Below are 15,065 nucleotides of genomic sequence, written 5' to 3'. Positions count from 1 at the left end.
TCACTAAACACATGCAATTATCACTCTTTTTAATAGTTTTGTAATATAATATTTGTAGAATTGGAGATGATAATAATGGTAATTACTACAATGAGTTCGAGAGCTGATTTGGTTGAAAAGCTACAAGTTGAGGTAAAAACAAGAGGGCATAAAGTGATAATCGACGAACCAACTCGTTTAGGTGGAACAGATGAAGGAATGAATCCATTAGAATTATTGATTTCTTCACTAGGTGCTTGTCAAACAATAGTCGCTCAAATGTCAGCTAAGAAACTTGGCGTCCAATACCATCATCTAACTGTTGAGTTAGAAGGAGATATTGATACAGATGGGTTCCTTGGACTTTCGGATATTCGACCTGGTTTTTTAGAGATCAGATATAAAGTCAATATTATATCCGATGAGCCTCAAAAGAAAATCGAAGAATTCATTTCATATGTAGAAGCTCACTGTCCAGCATTAGATTCATTAATTAATGGTGTCAAGGTTGTATCTCAAGGTGTAAATGTTCAACAAACAGAAAAATAAGCGTGCTTACTATAATGAACGAGGCTTTTATATCAATTTCTATAGTAGCAAATGAGTTCTCGAAAATAACTAGAGGATGGTAATGACTTAAGTCACGACCATCCTCTTTTTTTAGAAGATCCCTAGAAAAGACTCTTGTTCTTATCTTAAAATCCTCTTTTATAAGCTTTTGGCACGGTAGCTTTGCCATCTAAAATTTCTTGAGTATGCAATGCCCAATATGGATCTTTTAACATACCTCGGCCAATAGCTACCAGCTCTATATCCTCTTCAGCCATGGTTTTTTCGGCTAAAATTGGATCTTCTAATATTCCTACAGCAATTACTGGTAGATCTAGTGCTTGTTTATATGCTCTTGCAAAAGGTACTTGGTAACCAGGAGTATTTGCAGGCTTTACTTTTCCAGGGTTAGCTTCCCCTCCGCTAGAAACATGGAATACGTCTACTCCAGCTTCCTTGTACTGTTTTGCAATTTCAAGAGAGTGCTCTAAACCATAACCACCATCTATATACTCTATTGCTGAGATTCGGAACAATAGTGGCATATCCTCAGGCATAACACTTTTCACAGCTTTAATTACTTCTACACCAAATTTAGCATAATTGTCTCCATATTCATCAGTACGATTATTTATAGAAGGGGAGTGGAATTGGTGTATTAAATAGCCATGAGCTCCATGGAGTTCAATTGTATCGAAGCCTGCATCTACCGCTCGGCGAGCTGCTTCTTTATATTTATTTACCATTTCTTTTATCTCTTCTATAGTTAATGGTCTTGGTTCCTTCCATGTGCCATCAGATTCTACAGGTAAATTGGAGGAGCTTATCGGCTGGTCGGCATCTGTAGCTTTTCTTCCAGCATGAGCAATTTGGATACCAATTTTAGCATCGTGTTTATGTACTTCAGTTACGATTCTTGCATATGCAGGAATCTGCTCATCTGACCATAAACCTAAATCATAATCTGTAATTCTCCCGTCAGGTTCTACATCTGTCATCTCCACAATGATTAAGCCTGTGCCACCGACCGCTCGTGATACATAGTGAACAAAATGCCAGTCATTCGGGATCCCATCCTTAGCTTCTACGGAGTATTGGCACATTGGAGCCATTACAATTCTATTTTTTAAACTTAAACCTTTCACATTATACGGTGTAAATAGTTTGGACATTTCTATCAATCACTCCTTTTTGTTATTATCGCTTGTTTTGTCTATTCGTTCAAATAATGCGCATTAATAGAAACACAGATTTTATAAATGAAAAGTTTCAATATGCATATTTAATAAATTTTGGTTGTATTTATACAATCTTAATGTTACATTATGTATATTAATACGAAATAACCGTATATAAATACATTGGAGGAATTTAATATGAGCAAAAAAGTTGTTTTAGCATATTCAGGTGGATTAGATACTTCAGTTGCAATTACTTGGCTAAAGGATGAGGGCTATGATGTTGTAGCTGTTTGTTTAGACGTAGGAGAAGGCAAGGATTTGGAGTTTGTGAAAAACAAAGCATTAGAAGTTGGAGCAATTGAAAGCTATATGATTGATGCAAGGGAAGAATTTGCAAATGAATATGCATTGATCTCCATGCAGGCTCACACGTGGTACGAAAATAAATATCCATTAGTATCTGCTCTGTCACGTCCACTGATTTCTAAAAAACTAGTGGAAATTGCTGAAAAAACAGGTGCCACTGCCGTAGCTCATGGTTGTACTGGTAAAGGTAACGATCAAGTACGTTTTGAAGTTTCTATTAATGCATTAAATCCAGATTTAGAGGTAATCGCTCCGGTACGTGAGTGGAGCTGGAGTCGTGAAGAAGAAATCGCTTATGCAAAAGAGAAGAATATTCCGATACCAATTAACTTAGATAGTCCATTTTCTATTGACCAAAACCTTTGGGGACGTGCAAATGAATGTGGTATTTTAGAGGATCCTTGGGCAGCACCACCTGAAGATGCTTATGATTTAACAGTTTCATTGGAAAATGCACCCGACACTGCAGACATTATTGAAATCGAATTTTTAAAAGGAGTTCCAGTATCACTTGATGGAGTTAATTATCCATTACATGAGCTTATTCTAAAATTAAACGATGTAGCTGGGAAGCATGGCGTTGGACGTATTGATCACGTAGAAAACCGTTTAGTTGGTATAAAGTCCCGTGAAGTATATGAAATACCTGGGGCACACACCTTACTGCTCGCTCATAAAGAACTTGAAGATATCACTTTAGTAAAGGAACTCGCTCACTTTAAACCGGTAATGGAAAAGAAATTAACAGAGCTTATTTATGAGGGGCTTTGGTTTTCGCCATTAAAAACAGCACTTGAGGCATTTTTAAAGGAAACACAGCAATATGTAAATGGAACTGTACGAGTAAAACTATTCAAAGGTCATGCGATTGTAGAAGGACGTAAATCCCCAAACTCCTTATACAATGAAAAACTTGCTACCTATACGTCCGAAGACGAATTTAACCATACTTCAGCTGTTGGATTCATTGAGTTATGGGGACTACCGACAAAAGTACATGCAATGGTAAACAAGGGAGAAAAGAAGGTGCAGGTATGACCAAGTTATGGGGTGGACGTTTCCAAAAATCCGCCGAGCAATGGGTGGACGAATTTGGAGCTTCTATCGAATTTGATCAAAAGTTAGTAATGGAAGATATAGATGGTAGTATTGCACATGTCCAAATGCTTGGCGATTGCAATATTTTATCTACTGATGATGTAGACATAATTCTCGGTGGCCTAGTTCAACTTAAGCAGCTTGCAGTGGAACATAAGCTTGAGTTTTCTATTGCTAATGAAGATATACATCTGAATTTAGAAAAGATGTTAATAGATTTAATTGGACCAGTTGGTGGAAAGTTACACACTGGGAGAAGCCGGAATGACCAAATTGCAACAGATATGCATTTGTATTTAAAGAACCGAGTAGAAGAAATTATTGAGTTGATCCAAGTATTCCAAAAAACAATCGTGAATCAAGCAGAGGATCATATCGAAACACTTGCACCAGGTTATACTCATTTACAACGTGCCCAACCAATTTCCTTTGCGCATCATTTAATGGCTTATTTTTGGATGCTTGAGAGAGACAAAGAACGTTTTTTAGATTCTATGAAACGCATTGATATTTCACCGCTAGGTTCCGGTGCACTTGCAGGAACTACCTTTCCGATAGACCGTAAGCTTTCAGCAGATTATCTTGGATTTAGTAATGTTTATGCTAATAGTATGGATGCAGTAAGTGATCGTGATTTTATCGTTGAATTTTTAAGTAACTCTTCCTTGCTCATGACTCACTTATCACGTTTTGCAGAAGAAATTATTTTATGGTCTAGCTCTGAGTTTAACTTTATCGAATTGGACGATTCCTTCTCTACTGGATCAAGTATTATGCCTCAGAAGAAAAATCCAGATATGGCAGAGTTAATCCGTGGTAAAACTGGTCGTGTATTTGGAAACCTAATGGGACTTTTAACCACTTTAAAAGGGTTGCCGCTTGCATACAACAAAGATATGCAAGAGGACAAGGAAGGTATGTTTGATACTGTAGAGACAATTGTTGGATCTCTTAAAATTTTTGAGGGAATGATTCGGACAATGACTGTACATACTAAGCGGTTGCATGATACAGTGCATAAGGATTTTTCAAACGCTACAGAGCTTGCAGATTATTTAGCAGCAAAGGGACTTCCGTTCCGAGAAGCTCATGAGGTGACTGGTAAGCTGGTGTTCCTATGTATTCAACGTGGATATTTCCTTTTAGATCTTCCTTTAAATGATTTACAAGAAGCTAATAGCTTAATAGAAGAAGACATTTACGAGGTATTATCACCATTAGCTGCTGTCAGAAGAAGAAATTCGCTCGGTGGAACAGGCTTTAATCAGGTTGAAATTCAAATAGAAGAAGCTAAAAAACGATTAATATAAAGTAAAACCCGTAGGAATGGATAAACACAATTTCTGCGGGTTTTCTTTGTATGTTATTTAGTAAGCTACTAATTTTACTCAGCGGACTCCAGATAGCGATATAGTGTTGACTTGCTTATGCCCGTTTCTTCTTTAATCTCATGGAGAGTGAAATCTCCTGAATGGTACATGGCAATTGCTTTTTTTATATTAGTATCCGGTTTTTTTGGTCGTCCTAATGTTTTTCCTTGTTCCTTTGCATTTTCTATGCCAATTGTTGTAGTCTGTTTTACTATGTCTGTCTGAAAATCCATTAAATACTGCATATATACTCTCAATGAAAGATTAAGTACCTCATCACTTTGTATTCCCTCATGAATGAATTGAATGACAACGCCGTCTCTTTCACCAAGCTTAAGAAGATCTACAAGATGTCTTGTTGTATCGGCAAGGACAAACATTCTTTCCACTACAATGATGTCTCCTTTTTTTAAGTTCATTAGAAGTGACTCTAGCTCTGTACGTTTTTTTGATGAGCCGTGGCTCTCCTGAAAAATATTTTGTGTTCGAGAGCCTAAACATGCTAGCTGTTGTTTGCAAGTAACATCATTATAGAGGGGTCTAACATATCCATAAATCATATAAAAGCAACTCCTTACATTTGTCCCCAAAAAGGTTCCATTTTGGGAATGGAGATGGTATGATAATCGAAGATTTTTTTTAGAAGGAGATTATCATGGAAAATATAAAACAACAATGGTTTGGAAACATACGGGGGGATATACTGTCTGGTATTGTGGTCGCGCTAGCCCTCATACCAGAAGCAATCGCTTTTTCAATTATTGCAGGTGTCGACCCTATGGTTGGTCTGTATGCTTCCTTTTGTATTGCGGTCATTATAGCATTTGTAGGCGGACGGCCAGGTATGATTTCTGCAGCTACAGGAGCTATGGCGTTAGTAATGGTTCCACTAGTTAAGGAATACGGTTTAGATTACTTATTAGCAGCAACTATTTTAACAGGTATTATTCAAATAATGTTTGGTGTATTTAAAATTGCTAAATTGATGAAATATATTCCAAATGCTGTAATGATCGGTTTCGTCAATTCGCTTGCTATTTTAATATTTATGGCTCAGGTTCCACATTTCATCGGTATTTCAACCATGACATATATATTTGTAGGCATTACGCTTATTCTTGTATATACATTACCACGTTTTGTAAAGGTAATACCAGCACCGTTAATTGCAATTGTCGTTTTGACTATTATTGCAATTTACAGTGGATTAGATTTAAAAACAATTGGAGATTTAGGTAACATTACTCAAACTTTGCCTTCCTTCTTTTTACCAGACGTCCCTTTAAAATTTGAAACGTTACAGATTATATTCCCTTATTCAATCGCACTTGCAATCGTAGGATTAGTGGAATCTCTGCTCACTTCACAAATCATCGATGATATGACTGCTACGGAAAGTGATAAAAATAAGGAAGCAAGAGGTCAAGGTATTGCTAACTTTATCAATGGATTCTTTGGAGGAATGGCTGGTTGCGCCATGATAGGTCAATCGGTAATCAATGTGAAATCAGGGGGTAGAGGAAGACTATCTACATTAGTTGCTGGATTGTTTCTTATGTTCTTAATTATTGTATTAGGTGATTTAGTTATTAAAATTCCAATGCCGGTATTGGTTGGAATCATGATCATGGTTTGTATCGGTACCTTTGACTGGAATTCTTTTAAGTATTTAGTTAAGGCCCCAAGAACCGATGCAATTGTCATGCTAACAACTGTAATTATTGTAGTTTATACACATGACCTATCTAAGGGAGTTATCGCAGGGGTAATTTTAAGTGCTGTTTTCTTTGTTGTAAAAATTTCAACCTTAAAGATAATTCAACAGGAACAGCGATATATTATAGAAGGACAGCTATTTTTTGCTTCTACTGATAGCTTTGTGGATTACTTTAAAAAAGTATCCATACATTCGGAAAGTATACAAATCGATTTTTCTAATAGTCGGATCTGGGATGATTCAGGGGTAGTTGCATTATTTAAAGTAAAAGTTTTACTTAGTGACCGAGCTATACAAGTAGAATTAGTTGGCTTAGATACATATAGCCAAAAAATGATTGCACAGATCGATGGCTTATCATCTCATTAAGGGGGAAATCACAAATGTATAAACATATCGTTTTAGCAGCTGATGGCTCTGAAAATGCTGACCGTGCAGCGAAAGAAACTATAAAAATAGCTTCTATGAGTAAGGACTGCGTAGTGGAAGTAGTGTATGTTGCGGATTTTGAAAATGCGAAGACCGAGGTATTGCACTCTAGCTCTAAAGAGGCATTAGAGCTAGAAAGACGTAGAAAAATTAAAAATGTAGAAAAACTATTAAATGAATCAAAGATTTATTATAAAGTAAGAATACTGCATGGTATCCCAGGACCAGAAATTGTGAAATTTGCTAATGAGAATAATGTAGATCTTTTAGTTATAGGTAGTAGGGGATTAAATTCCTTGCAGGAAATGGTTTTAGGTAGCGTCAGTCATAAGGTGATTAAACGCGTAAATTGTCCAGCTTTAGTAGTTAAATAGGTTTTTTGATAAGTCCTGTGTTTCACAGGGCTTTTAATTTTGAACGAATTTTCATATAATTTAAGAAACAAAAGGAGGAGAATTATGGAGACTCAAGAAGGTATTTATATTCGTTTACTTAAAACAGAGGACACTGAAGCCTCATTAGCTCTAGAAACAAAAAACAAGGAATTTTTTAAGCATTACACAGTATTAAGAGAACCAAGCTTTTATACATTTGAAAAAATAAAGGAACGGATCGAAAATGGGATTGAAGGAGCAGCGAATGATACTTTATATGCTTTTGGAATTTTTTTGTCAGGTACGGATGAGTTAATAGGCAATGTATCATTATCGCATATCTCACGTGGTCCGGCTCAAAGCTGTATGATTGGTTACTACTTAGATAAAAATCAGAATGGGAAAGGTTATATGACGAAGGCTGTCCAGTTAGCGGTTGACTATGGTTTTAAGACGTTGAAATTACATAGAATAGAAGCTGGAGTTATGCCTCACAATATTCCTTCTATAAATGTTCTAGAAAAAGCCGGCTTTCACAAAGAGGGAATTGCTAAAGAAAATGTGAAAATTAACGGAAAATGGCAAGACCATCTTATATTAGCAATTATTAACCCCGATGATTCAGAATCTGAGGTTTAAATAATATTTGATTGTATTTGTAGTTTAGACTCTTTTAGGCTAAATAACTCAAATCAAAAAGCTTAACTTAGGAGAAATCAAGTAATGTTAAATTTTAAAAGGCTCAATTTAGAACATAACAAAAGAGTTATTATAATTTCAGATATACATGGAAATTTACATTTATTCAAAAGCTTATTAGAAAAAGTCAATTACCAATCGGAAGATTATTTGTTTATAAACGGCGATTTATGTGAGAAAGGTGATAACAGCCTAGAAGTCATAGAATTTGTTCGGTTGCTCCAAGAAAGCTCTAGTAACGTATTTATAACGAAGGGTAATTGTGATGTTGTTCATCGATATATAATTCAGGAAGATAAATCCATTATTTCTTATATGAAAAATCGTAAAAAATCTGTTTTAAACGAGATGCTCAATCAACATGGAAAGAGTCTGGATGAATATACTAGCTTAAGCGAACTATCTAAGTTTTATCAAAAGCATTATTCAGAGATGATTGCCTGGCTGGAGGGGCTTCCAATTGCCTTTGAAACAGAAAATTTTATAGTCGTTCATGCAGGAATTGATCCTATAAAAGATTGGAAACTTACTGATGAAGAAACCGCATTAAATATTTCCTCTTTTCTAGATAAGGGGCATCAAGCCAATAAGCTAGTCATTGTAGGACATTGGCCGGTTATAAACTACCGTTCAACTTCAGTAAGCTCCCATAACCCTATGATAGATATAGATAAAAACATAATTTCAATTGATGGGGGAAACCAAATAAAACAGGATGGACAATTAAATGCTTTAATCATAGAAGGCGATACATATTCATATACCTATGTCGACAATCTTTCTAAATACATAATTGCACACAATGATTTCGGAGGATGCTCAAATAGAGTTGGTACTGTAGCTTATCCTAATTACGAATTAAAAATTATAAGACAAGAAGAATACTTTACCTTATGCGAAAATGTAAAACTAGGTATAGAACAGTGGATTAAAAATGAATATATTATTGAAAAAAACGGGACAAACTTTTGCAGGACAGATTTAAGTACTACCTTTCTCCCAGTAATGAGAGGAGAAAAGGTTTGGGTAGTAGATGACGGGTGTGCCGGTTACATGCTTGTTAAAAATGTTCTCGGAGAAATCGGATGGATTGAACAATAAATTTATTTACAAAAGGTATGGAGTAAACTCTGTACCTTTTTCTATTGACATTTAAACAGCACTACTATAAATTTTAATTAACGTTGAATAGTCAACGTTGAATAAAAAGAAGGAGTGGTGAAATGTTATATTTGCAAGCTACAAATTTAGTAAAGAAATATGGTAACCGAGATGTAGTTAAGGATATTAATATGAATATTAGCCAAAACGAAATCCTAGGTGTAATTGGTCCCAATGGTGCAGGTAAGACAACTTGTATTGAGTTACTAATCGGATTAAAGGAAGAGGACGGCGGGACTATTCAATATTTTATGGAGGATTTTAAAAACAATTTTGGAGTACAGCTACAATCAATATCCTTTTTCCCAAGGTTATCTGTCTCTGAAAATTTAAGGTTGTTTGGAGCCTTTTACAAAAAGAATGTAAATAAGTACGAAATGAAAGAAATCCTTTCAAAATGTAACTTAACTCAAAGCGCTAATATGGAAGCATCCAAGCTTTCCGGAGGTCAGCAAAAACGTCTTGCAATTGCTATTACGTTAATACATGATCCGAAGCTAATATTTCTAGATGAACCAACAGCTGCATTAGATCCACTTTCAAAAAAAGAATTACATTCCCTAATTCGCCAAGTAAATAAGGAAGGAAGAACAGTTGTGTTTACTTCACATGACATGGAGGAGGTAAACTATCTAGCGAACAGAATTATATTTATAAATAAAGGCAGGATTATTTGTGAAGGTGATCCTAAATTATTGATAGAAGAACACAATGTAGCTAATTTAGAAAGCCTATATATTAAATTAATCTCTGAGGAGGTCTCTGAATGTTAATTATTTTTCGTTCTATGATTGTAAGTTCTTTGAGAGATAAAATTACCTTATTTTATTCTCTTTTGTTTCCTATAGGAATGATTATTGGATTAGGTCTCTATTTTAATAATATGGATGAACGTATTTTAACAGGCGTGACAGCAATTGGAACATTATTTTGGGGTATGCAAGGAATCGCTTTTCAAATTCTCTATCAACGAAACAAAGGTGTCTATAAAATGTTGAAAATAACTCCTTTACTGATTGGCCATTTTATCATTGCTATGGTGCTCGCTAGAACTGTATTGGGGATAATCTTAAATATGGGTGTATGGATTATTGGAGTCTTGTTTTTTCAAATATCGATTAGTAGTGAAGCATTCATAGGAACATTGCTACTTGTTACAATAGCAACACTCTGTTTTACTAGTCTTGGTTTTTTAATAGCCAACTTAGCTAATAATGAGGGCCATATTAATATGATTGCAAACCTGATTCAAATTCCTTTTATACTAATAAGTGAAGCTTTTTATTCTTTAAGTAAAGCACCCGGTTGGATGTACTTCATCAGCAAACTATCACCTTTTGAACACTATGTTAAAGCGTTGAAAGGCTTAACCGATGGAATGATGTTACCTATGGGATCCTCTATACTAATATTGTTAATTTACACACTGTTTAGCTTTTTATTGGCTGTTATTACCTTTAAATGGGAAGAACGGATAGGTAGTGAATACAAACCTATTTCTAACTAGGCTGACAATCGTCTTGTGCTATAATAATACTCAATATTGATTATTTATAATTGAGGAGAACTTTATGACAAGATTGATGGTATTAGGCCTACTAAAATTAAAGCCGATGAGTGGTTATGAAATTCAACAAACACTTCAAACAAGTGAAGCGGATCGTTGGGCAGGAATCTTAGCTGGTTCTATCTATCACGCTCTTAAGAAAATGGAAAAGGAGCAACTAGTAGAGCTAGAAGCAGTAAAGAATATTGGGAACAGAAGTAAAGCCATCTATAGAATCACTGAACATGGCAAAAAGGAATTTCAAACATTGCTAAAAGAAACATTGCAGGAACAATCTGTTAACCTGCCAAGTAATCTATACACAGCATTAAGCTTTATACAAGACCTTCCAAAAGATGATGTTTTAGAAGCTCTCTATAATCAAAAATTACAAATTGAAACAGATTTAGAACAGCAAAAAAGAGGTATTCAAGTTAAGAAAGAACATATGAAAGCCGATGAAGTTACAGAACTTATTTTTCACAATATGTACAGTCAATACGAACTACAAATACAGCTTCTCGACGATTTAATTAAAATCTATGAAAAAAGATGAATCTTGTTCCACAATCTAGGTTTTTCAATTCATTAGTCAGATTCAAGTCCAAGTGGAGAGCTTTTTCAATTGGCAACGCCTTTGTGACCGACATCCTCTTGGCCTGAAGCACCCGAACTGAACGTAGAGAGGGAGAAGTCTGAGGCCGTGTCGGTGGTTAGCATAGCGCTTGAAAACGATTTATTTGAGTTTATAAAGTGTGAATTGCTTGATAATAGTTTAATAGTTCTTTCCCCTTGATAGCTGCCGTGACATACAAATGTCGGCAGCTTTTAATTTTTTTCTATCTTTATTCGAGCCATAATGATATATTTAATGTGAATTTTTAGACTTTTAAGTTTAATGCTTCATTGATTATTATCAGTTAGCACTTACAAAGTAAAACTGCCAGAGTCAGTGTCTTCCCTAAAAAAGTGTATGTATCTCCACAGCTAAATAAATTATTCTCTATTGGATCATACAGAGGCAAGGTGCAAAGTTAGACAAAGCATCTATTTATCTTTTTAAAAGTAATAGACAATAATTTAAAATGTCTCTAATACATAGGAGTGTTATGAAATGAGCCAAAAATGGTTGGAATGGGCAAAGAGGATTCAAGCTTTATCACAATCTGGATTAGCCTTTTCTAAGGATATATACGATATCGAACGATACGAGGAATTAAGAGCTATAAGTGCTGAAATTATAGCGGGACATACAGGAATAGAATTTCAAAAGGTACAGGATTTATTTACTAATGAAACAGGTTATCAAACTCCCAAAGTAGACGTCCGTGGAGTAGTTTTCAAGGATAACAAGATTCTCATGGTTTGTGAGAGTATTGACAACAAATGGTCCTTACCAGGTGGTTTTTGCGATATTGGGTTATCTGCATCTGAAAATATTGTAAAAGAAATAAAAGAGGAATCCGGGTATGAGGTAAAACCTATTAAATTGCTTGCATTATTGGACAAAAATAAGCATCCTCATCCACCAGAAGCATATCATTATTATAAAATATTTATCCGCTGCGAAATAATTGGTGGGACACCAGCAAGCGGTGTCGAGACAAGTAATGTTCAATTTTTCTCTCCTACTAATTTACCGCCACTTTCTACTAACAGAAACACAGAATCACAAATAATCACTATGTTTGAATACCTGCACAATCCGGATAAAGATACGATATACGATTAAACAAATATGGAGGCATTCCGAATGATTTATGTAGTGCGTCACGGAGAGACAGATTTAAATAAAGAAGGCAGATTACAAGGACGCATGGGTCTACCTTTAAACGAGAAAGGTAAACAGCAAGCAAGAGAAATGAAAGAAATGTTAAAAACTGTACAATTTGATCTAGTTTTTTCTTCTCCCCAAGAACGAGCAGTTCAAACTGCTGAAATTATAACAAATTTAGAACCTATAGTAGATTCTAGGTTAGACGTTTTTGACTTAGGAGAGGCAGATCAATCAAAAAAAGAAGAAGTAAAACTAAAAGGTGCAATACCTGATCCAACTATATACAAAGGCGTGGAGGATATAAAATCCTATGTTGGGCGTATATTTGATTTCATGGTGCAGCTTGAAGAGCAATATAAAAGTAATAGTGGAAATATACTTATAACCGGTCATCGTTGTACTACAGGATGTATAGGGGCCTACTTCAAAGGAATACCTGAAGATAAAAATATCTTATGTTATTCCTCAAACAACGGAGAATTTAAAATATACACATTTAAGGAGGAGTTAAATGTTCATCGTTAATGTGGAGGGCGCTATATACAAAGAGGGAAAGTGGCTCTTAGTGAAACGAAGCGAGAAGGAAGAACATGCTGCTGGAAGTTTGGCATTTGTGGGTGGCACAGTAGATCAAGAGGGTGATGCAATTGACATATTTGAAAGAACGTTGCACCGAGAGATCAAAGAAGAGGTAGGTATTGAAGTTACAAACCTTCAATATGTAAACAGTTCTTCCTTTATATCAGATACTGGAAAATCTGTTGTTGATATTGTCTTTGTCTGTGACCACTCATTTGGTGAACCCTACGTCAAATGCAGAGAAGAAGTGGATGAAATAGTTTGGCTGACGACTGAGCAAATATTAAGTAGTGATGAATTCCCTGATTATTTCAAAAGAAATATTACTCTAGCAGACCAATTTAAAAATACATGAAAAAGTAAAATAATCTCATGAATAAAACCTAAAAGTCTTTATAAACTTGTAATTAAAAATATAAATGGTATAATTTAGAAAAATAATTATAAGATAATTTCAAGAAAAACATATATTAGACTTAAGGGAGAAAAGAACAAGATGAAAAGTTCTCGAAGTCGAGTGAAAAGAAAGACTTTTAAAAGAAAGAAAGTTATATATACTATAATGATTAGTTCTATTTTACTGATGTCTGCAGTCATTTTCTTTGCCATCAATTTATCGTGGGAGGCAAAGCATGCGAATAATAAAATATTTGCGCCATTGATTAAGGACCTTGAAGAAGACACTGGTACGAAAGAAGTAAAAGCTAAGTCTCCGTTTTCAATACTTTTAGCTGGCATTGAGCATGGAGAAAATGAAAAGTATGGTCGATCAGATATGCTAATTGTAGCTACAGTCAATCCAACTACCAACAAAATGTCAATGGTTAGCATACCTAGAGACACTTTAGTTTATATAGAAGGACTAGATAAAGAAGACAAAATAAACCATGCTTATTCAAATGGTGGTATCAATTGGACAACTGATACAATAGAAAACATGTTAGGGATACCTATTGACTATTACGTATCGACAGATTTCCAGGGTTTCCAGGACATAGTTGATACTTTGGGAGGGGTCGAAGTCGACGTTCCTTTTACCTTTAAAATTCAACTCGCTAATTTTGAGTGGAAGACCTATACAGAGGGACCTATGTTTTTAGAGGGAGACGAGGCTCTAGCATATGTACGTATGCGTAAAAAAGATCCAGAGGGTGATAAAGGACGAAATGAAAGACAGAAGCAAGTCATCCAATCACTTTTAAGCGAAATGACCAATGTGAGTATGATTACTAAAATAGATGATTTAATCAAGGATATTGGAGAAAATGTCAAAACCAATATTCCTTCCTCAGACTATATAAAGCTAGCTAAAATGTATCAGCAGATAAAAGGAACGCCCATTGAACACTTACAGTTAGATGGTACAGGTAAAACCATATATAGTAAAGAAGCTGGCCATGATCTCTGGTATTTTATAGCAGATGAAAACTCTTTAAACGAAGTAAGCAAAAAGCTTAAAACAAACTTAGAGGATACTACTTATAAGGCAAATTCGGATGAAGTAAAGGACTTAACAATAGGTAACTAAAGTGCATCAGGATTATCTCCTGATGCTTTTTTGTGTAATTTTTTAATACTTTGATCTAATTAACTTGCTTCCATGATTAAATTTTGTTAATATAACTGACGAACGTTCGTTAAAAGGAGTGAGAGATGTGAAAAGCCAAGAGCTCAAAGAATCAGCTCTTAAATATTTTACAATTCACGGCTATGAAGGTGCTTCGCTTTCCCAAATCGCTGAAGATGTGGGTATGAAAAAACAGTCTATTTATGCACACTATAAAGGGAAGGATGACCTTTTTCTTCAGGTTTTAAGAGATGCCAAGCAAACTGAATTGGATACTAAGTTAGAGTACTTTCGTCCATTAAACTCTAAGGATCCCCAGAATGATTTGTATGGATTCCTGCAAATGGTCATTAATCTTTTTCAAAAAGATGAGCATTTAAAGTTTTGGTTACGTATGTCATTTTTCCCACCTGCTCACTTAGCGAAGGAAATTGAAGAGGATGTACTTGATATAGAGAAACAAGTGCAAGCTATGTTAGAAGACAAATTTAAACAATGGATGGATGAAAATTTGGTTATTGGTGAGTCCGCGTTAATATTGACTTATGCATTTCTAAGCATGGTAGATTCAATGATGCTTGAACTGGTATATGTCAATGAAGAAAAACGTTTACACGAGAGGCTAAATGCCTCGTGGAAAGTATTTTGGCGAGGCATATCTATTCATTGATAG

The 15,065-nt window shown here is 35.1% G+C and carries 17 protein-coding genes; 15 read left to right on the top strand and 2 right to left on the bottom strand.

The window, feature by feature from the left end; all coding sequences use genetic code 11:
• The first annotated feature begins 75 nt into the window (after positions 1-75).
• Positions 76-528 (top strand): OsmC family protein, encoded by a 453-nt coding sequence (locus H9650_RS10440; RefSeq protein WP_191697138.1) that lies wholly within the window; start codon positions 76-78, stop codon positions 526-528.
• Between the two features lie 146 nt (positions 529-674).
• Here the strand turns inward: H9650_RS10440 and H9650_RS10435 are convergent, their stop codons facing one another.
• Positions 675-1,700, bottom strand: coding sequence for an NADH:flavin oxidoreductase/NADH oxidase (locus H9650_RS10435; RefSeq protein WP_154310761.1), 1,026 nt, complete (start codon positions 1,698-1,700; stop codon positions 675-677).
• 204 nt (positions 1,701-1,904) lie between these two features.
• On the opposite strand from H9650_RS10435, the gene H9650_RS10430 reads away from it, so the two are divergent.
• Both H9650_RS10430 and argH read left to right on the top strand, forming a co-directional pair.
• Positions 1,905-3,113, top strand: coding sequence for an argininosuccinate synthase (locus H9650_RS10430; protein ID WP_144536290.1), 1,209 nt, complete (start codon positions 1,905-1,907; stop codon positions 3,111-3,113).
• On the top strand, positions 3,110-4,483 hold the full coding sequence (gene argH / locus H9650_RS10425; RefSeq protein ID WP_191697137.1) for an argininosuccinate lyase: 1,374 nt from the start codon (positions 3,110-3,112) through the stop codon (positions 4,481-4,483). The genes H9650_RS10430 and argH overlap by 4 nt, the downstream gene beginning before the upstream one ends.
• Before the next feature lie 74 nt (positions 4,484-4,557).
• On the opposite strand, the gene H9650_RS10420 is transcribed toward argH, so the two are convergent.
• Positions 4,558-5,103 carry a recombinase family protein gene (locus H9650_RS10420; protein WP_154310763.1) on the bottom strand — a complete coding sequence of 182 codons (546 nt, stop codon included), beginning with the start codon at positions 5,101-5,103 and terminating at the stop codon, positions 4,558-4,560.
• 95 nt (positions 5,104-5,198) lie between these two features.
• Here H9650_RS10420 and H9650_RS10415 point away from each other — a divergent pair, with 95 nt between their 5' ends.
• The 12 genes from H9650_RS10415 to H9650_RS10360 all read left to right on the top strand — a co-directional run bounded on the left by H9650_RS10415 (position 5,199) and on the right by H9650_RS10360 (position 15,062).
• A complete protein-coding gene (locus tag H9650_RS10415; protein ID WP_225216015.1) occupies positions 5,199-6,629 on the top strand; it encodes a SulP family inorganic anion transporter in 1,431 nt (476 codons plus the stop codon).
• Positions 6,630-6,643: 14 nt separating this feature from the next.
• Positions 6,644-7,063, top strand: coding sequence for a universal stress protein (locus H9650_RS10410; RefSeq protein WP_191697136.1), 420 nt, complete (start codon positions 6,644-6,646; stop codon positions 7,061-7,063).
• Positions 7,064-7,147: 84 nt separating this feature from the next.
• Positions 7,148-7,702: a GNAT family N-acetyltransferase gene (locus H9650_RS10405; protein ID WP_191697135.1), complete on the top strand. Its 555-nt coding sequence runs from the start codon at positions 7,148-7,150 to the stop codon at positions 7,700-7,702.
• A gap of 84 nt (positions 7,703-7,786) precedes the next feature.
• A complete protein-coding gene (locus H9650_RS10400) occupies positions 7,787-8,863 on the top strand; it encodes a metallophosphoesterase (protein ID WP_144536303.1) in 1,077 nt (358 codons plus the stop codon).
• Between the two features lie 122 nt (positions 8,864-8,985).
• On the top strand, positions 8,986-9,696 hold the full coding sequence (locus H9650_RS10395) for an ABC transporter ATP-binding protein (protein ID WP_191697134.1): 711 nt from the start codon (positions 8,986-8,988) through the stop codon (positions 9,694-9,696).
• Entirely contained in the window at positions 9,690-10,430 is a 741-nt protein-coding gene (locus tag H9650_RS10390; protein ID WP_191697133.1) for an ABC transporter permease, read from the top strand. Before H9650_RS10395 ends, H9650_RS10390 begins: the two co-directional genes overlap by 7 nt.
• Positions 10,431-10,494: 64 nt before the next feature.
• Positions 10,495-11,025, top strand: a complete 531-nt coding sequence (locus H9650_RS10385) for a PadR family transcriptional regulator (protein ID WP_151109754.1) — start codon at positions 10,495-10,497, stop codon at positions 11,023-11,025.
• 558 nt (positions 11,026-11,583) lie between these two features.
• On the top strand, positions 11,584-12,201 hold the full coding sequence (locus H9650_RS10380) for an NUDIX hydrolase (RefSeq protein ID WP_144536314.1): 618 nt from the start codon (positions 11,584-11,586) through the stop codon (positions 12,199-12,201).
• A gap of 21 nt (positions 12,202-12,222) precedes the next feature.
• On the top strand, positions 12,223-12,771 hold the full coding sequence (locus H9650_RS10375) for a histidine phosphatase family protein (protein WP_191697132.1): 549 nt from the start codon (positions 12,223-12,225) through the stop codon (positions 12,769-12,771).
• Positions 12,758-13,180 (top strand): NUDIX domain-containing protein, encoded by a 423-nt coding sequence (locus tag H9650_RS10370; protein WP_144536319.1) that lies wholly within the window; start codon positions 12,758-12,760, stop codon positions 13,178-13,180. The genes H9650_RS10375 and H9650_RS10370 overlap by 14 nt, the downstream gene beginning before the upstream one ends.
• Positions 13,181-13,321: 141 nt before the next feature.
• Positions 13,322-14,353, top strand: coding sequence for an LCP family protein (locus tag H9650_RS10365; protein WP_225216014.1), 1,032 nt, complete (start codon positions 13,322-13,324; stop codon positions 14,351-14,353).
• A 127-nt stretch (positions 14,354-14,480) separates the two neighbouring features.
• Positions 14,481-15,062 carry a TetR/AcrR family transcriptional regulator gene (locus tag H9650_RS10360; RefSeq protein ID WP_151109756.1) on the top strand — a complete coding sequence of 194 codons (582 nt, stop codon included), beginning with the start codon at positions 14,481-14,483 and terminating at the stop codon, positions 15,060-15,062.
• The last annotated feature ends 3 nt before the right edge of the window (positions 15,063-15,065 follow it).

Source organism: Psychrobacillus faecigallinarum (assembly GCF_014836595.1).
Lineage (GTDB): Bacteria > Bacillota > Bacilli > Bacillales_A > Planococcaceae > Psychrobacillus > Psychrobacillus faecigallinarum.
This window is presented reverse-complemented; position numbering and strand designations above follow the sequence as displayed.

Coding starts and splice junctions, on each gene's coding strand:
- H9650_RS10405 (WP_191697135.1), top strand. CDS start 7,148: ATGGAGACTCAAGAAGGTATTTATATTCGTTTACTTAAAACAGAGGAC.
- H9650_RS10440 (WP_191697138.1), top strand. CDS start 76: ATGGTAATTACTACAATGAGTTCGAGAGCTGATTTGGTTGAAAAGCTA.
- H9650_RS10390 (WP_191697133.1), top strand. CDS start 9,690: ATGTTAATTATTTTTCGTTCTATGATTGTAAGTTCTTTGAGAGATAAA.
- H9650_RS10420 (WP_154310763.1), bottom strand. CDS start 5,103: ATGATTTATGGATATGTTAGACCCCTCTATAATGATGTTACTTGCAAA.
- H9650_RS10430 (WP_144536290.1), top strand. CDS start 1,905: ATGAGCAAAAAAGTTGTTTTAGCATATTCAGGTGGATTAGATACTTCA.
- argH (WP_191697137.1), top strand. CDS start 3,110: ATGACCAAGTTATGGGGTGGACGTTTCCAAAAATCCGCCGAGCAATGG.
- H9650_RS10385 (WP_151109754.1), top strand. CDS start 10,495: ATGACAAGATTGATGGTATTAGGCCTACTAAAATTAAAGCCGATGAGT.
- H9650_RS10365 (WP_225216014.1), top strand. CDS start 13,322: ATGAAAAGTTCTCGAAGTCGAGTGAAAAGAAAGACTTTTAAAAGAAAG.
- H9650_RS10435 (WP_154310761.1), bottom strand. CDS start 1,700: ATGTCCAAACTATTTACACCGTATAATGTGAAAGGTTTAAGTTTAAAA.
- H9650_RS10395 (WP_191697134.1), top strand. CDS start 8,986: ATGTTATATTTGCAAGCTACAAATTTAGTAAAGAAATATGGTAACCGA.
- H9650_RS10380 (WP_144536314.1), top strand. CDS start 11,584: ATGAGCCAAAAATGGTTGGAATGGGCAAAGAGGATTCAAGCTTTATCA.
- H9650_RS10370 (WP_144536319.1), top strand. CDS start 12,758: ATGTTCATCGTTAATGTGGAGGGCGCTATATACAAAGAGGGAAAGTGG.
- H9650_RS10415 (WP_225216015.1), top strand. CDS start 5,199: ATGGAAAATATAAAACAACAATGGTTTGGAAACATACGGGGGGATATA.
- H9650_RS10400 (WP_144536303.1), top strand. CDS start 7,787: ATGTTAAATTTTAAAAGGCTCAATTTAGAACATAACAAAAGAGTTATT.
- H9650_RS10375 (WP_191697132.1), top strand. CDS start 12,223: ATGATTTATGTAGTGCGTCACGGAGAGACAGATTTAAATAAAGAAGGC.
- H9650_RS10410 (WP_191697136.1), top strand. CDS start 6,644: ATGTATAAACATATCGTTTTAGCAGCTGATGGCTCTGAAAATGCTGAC.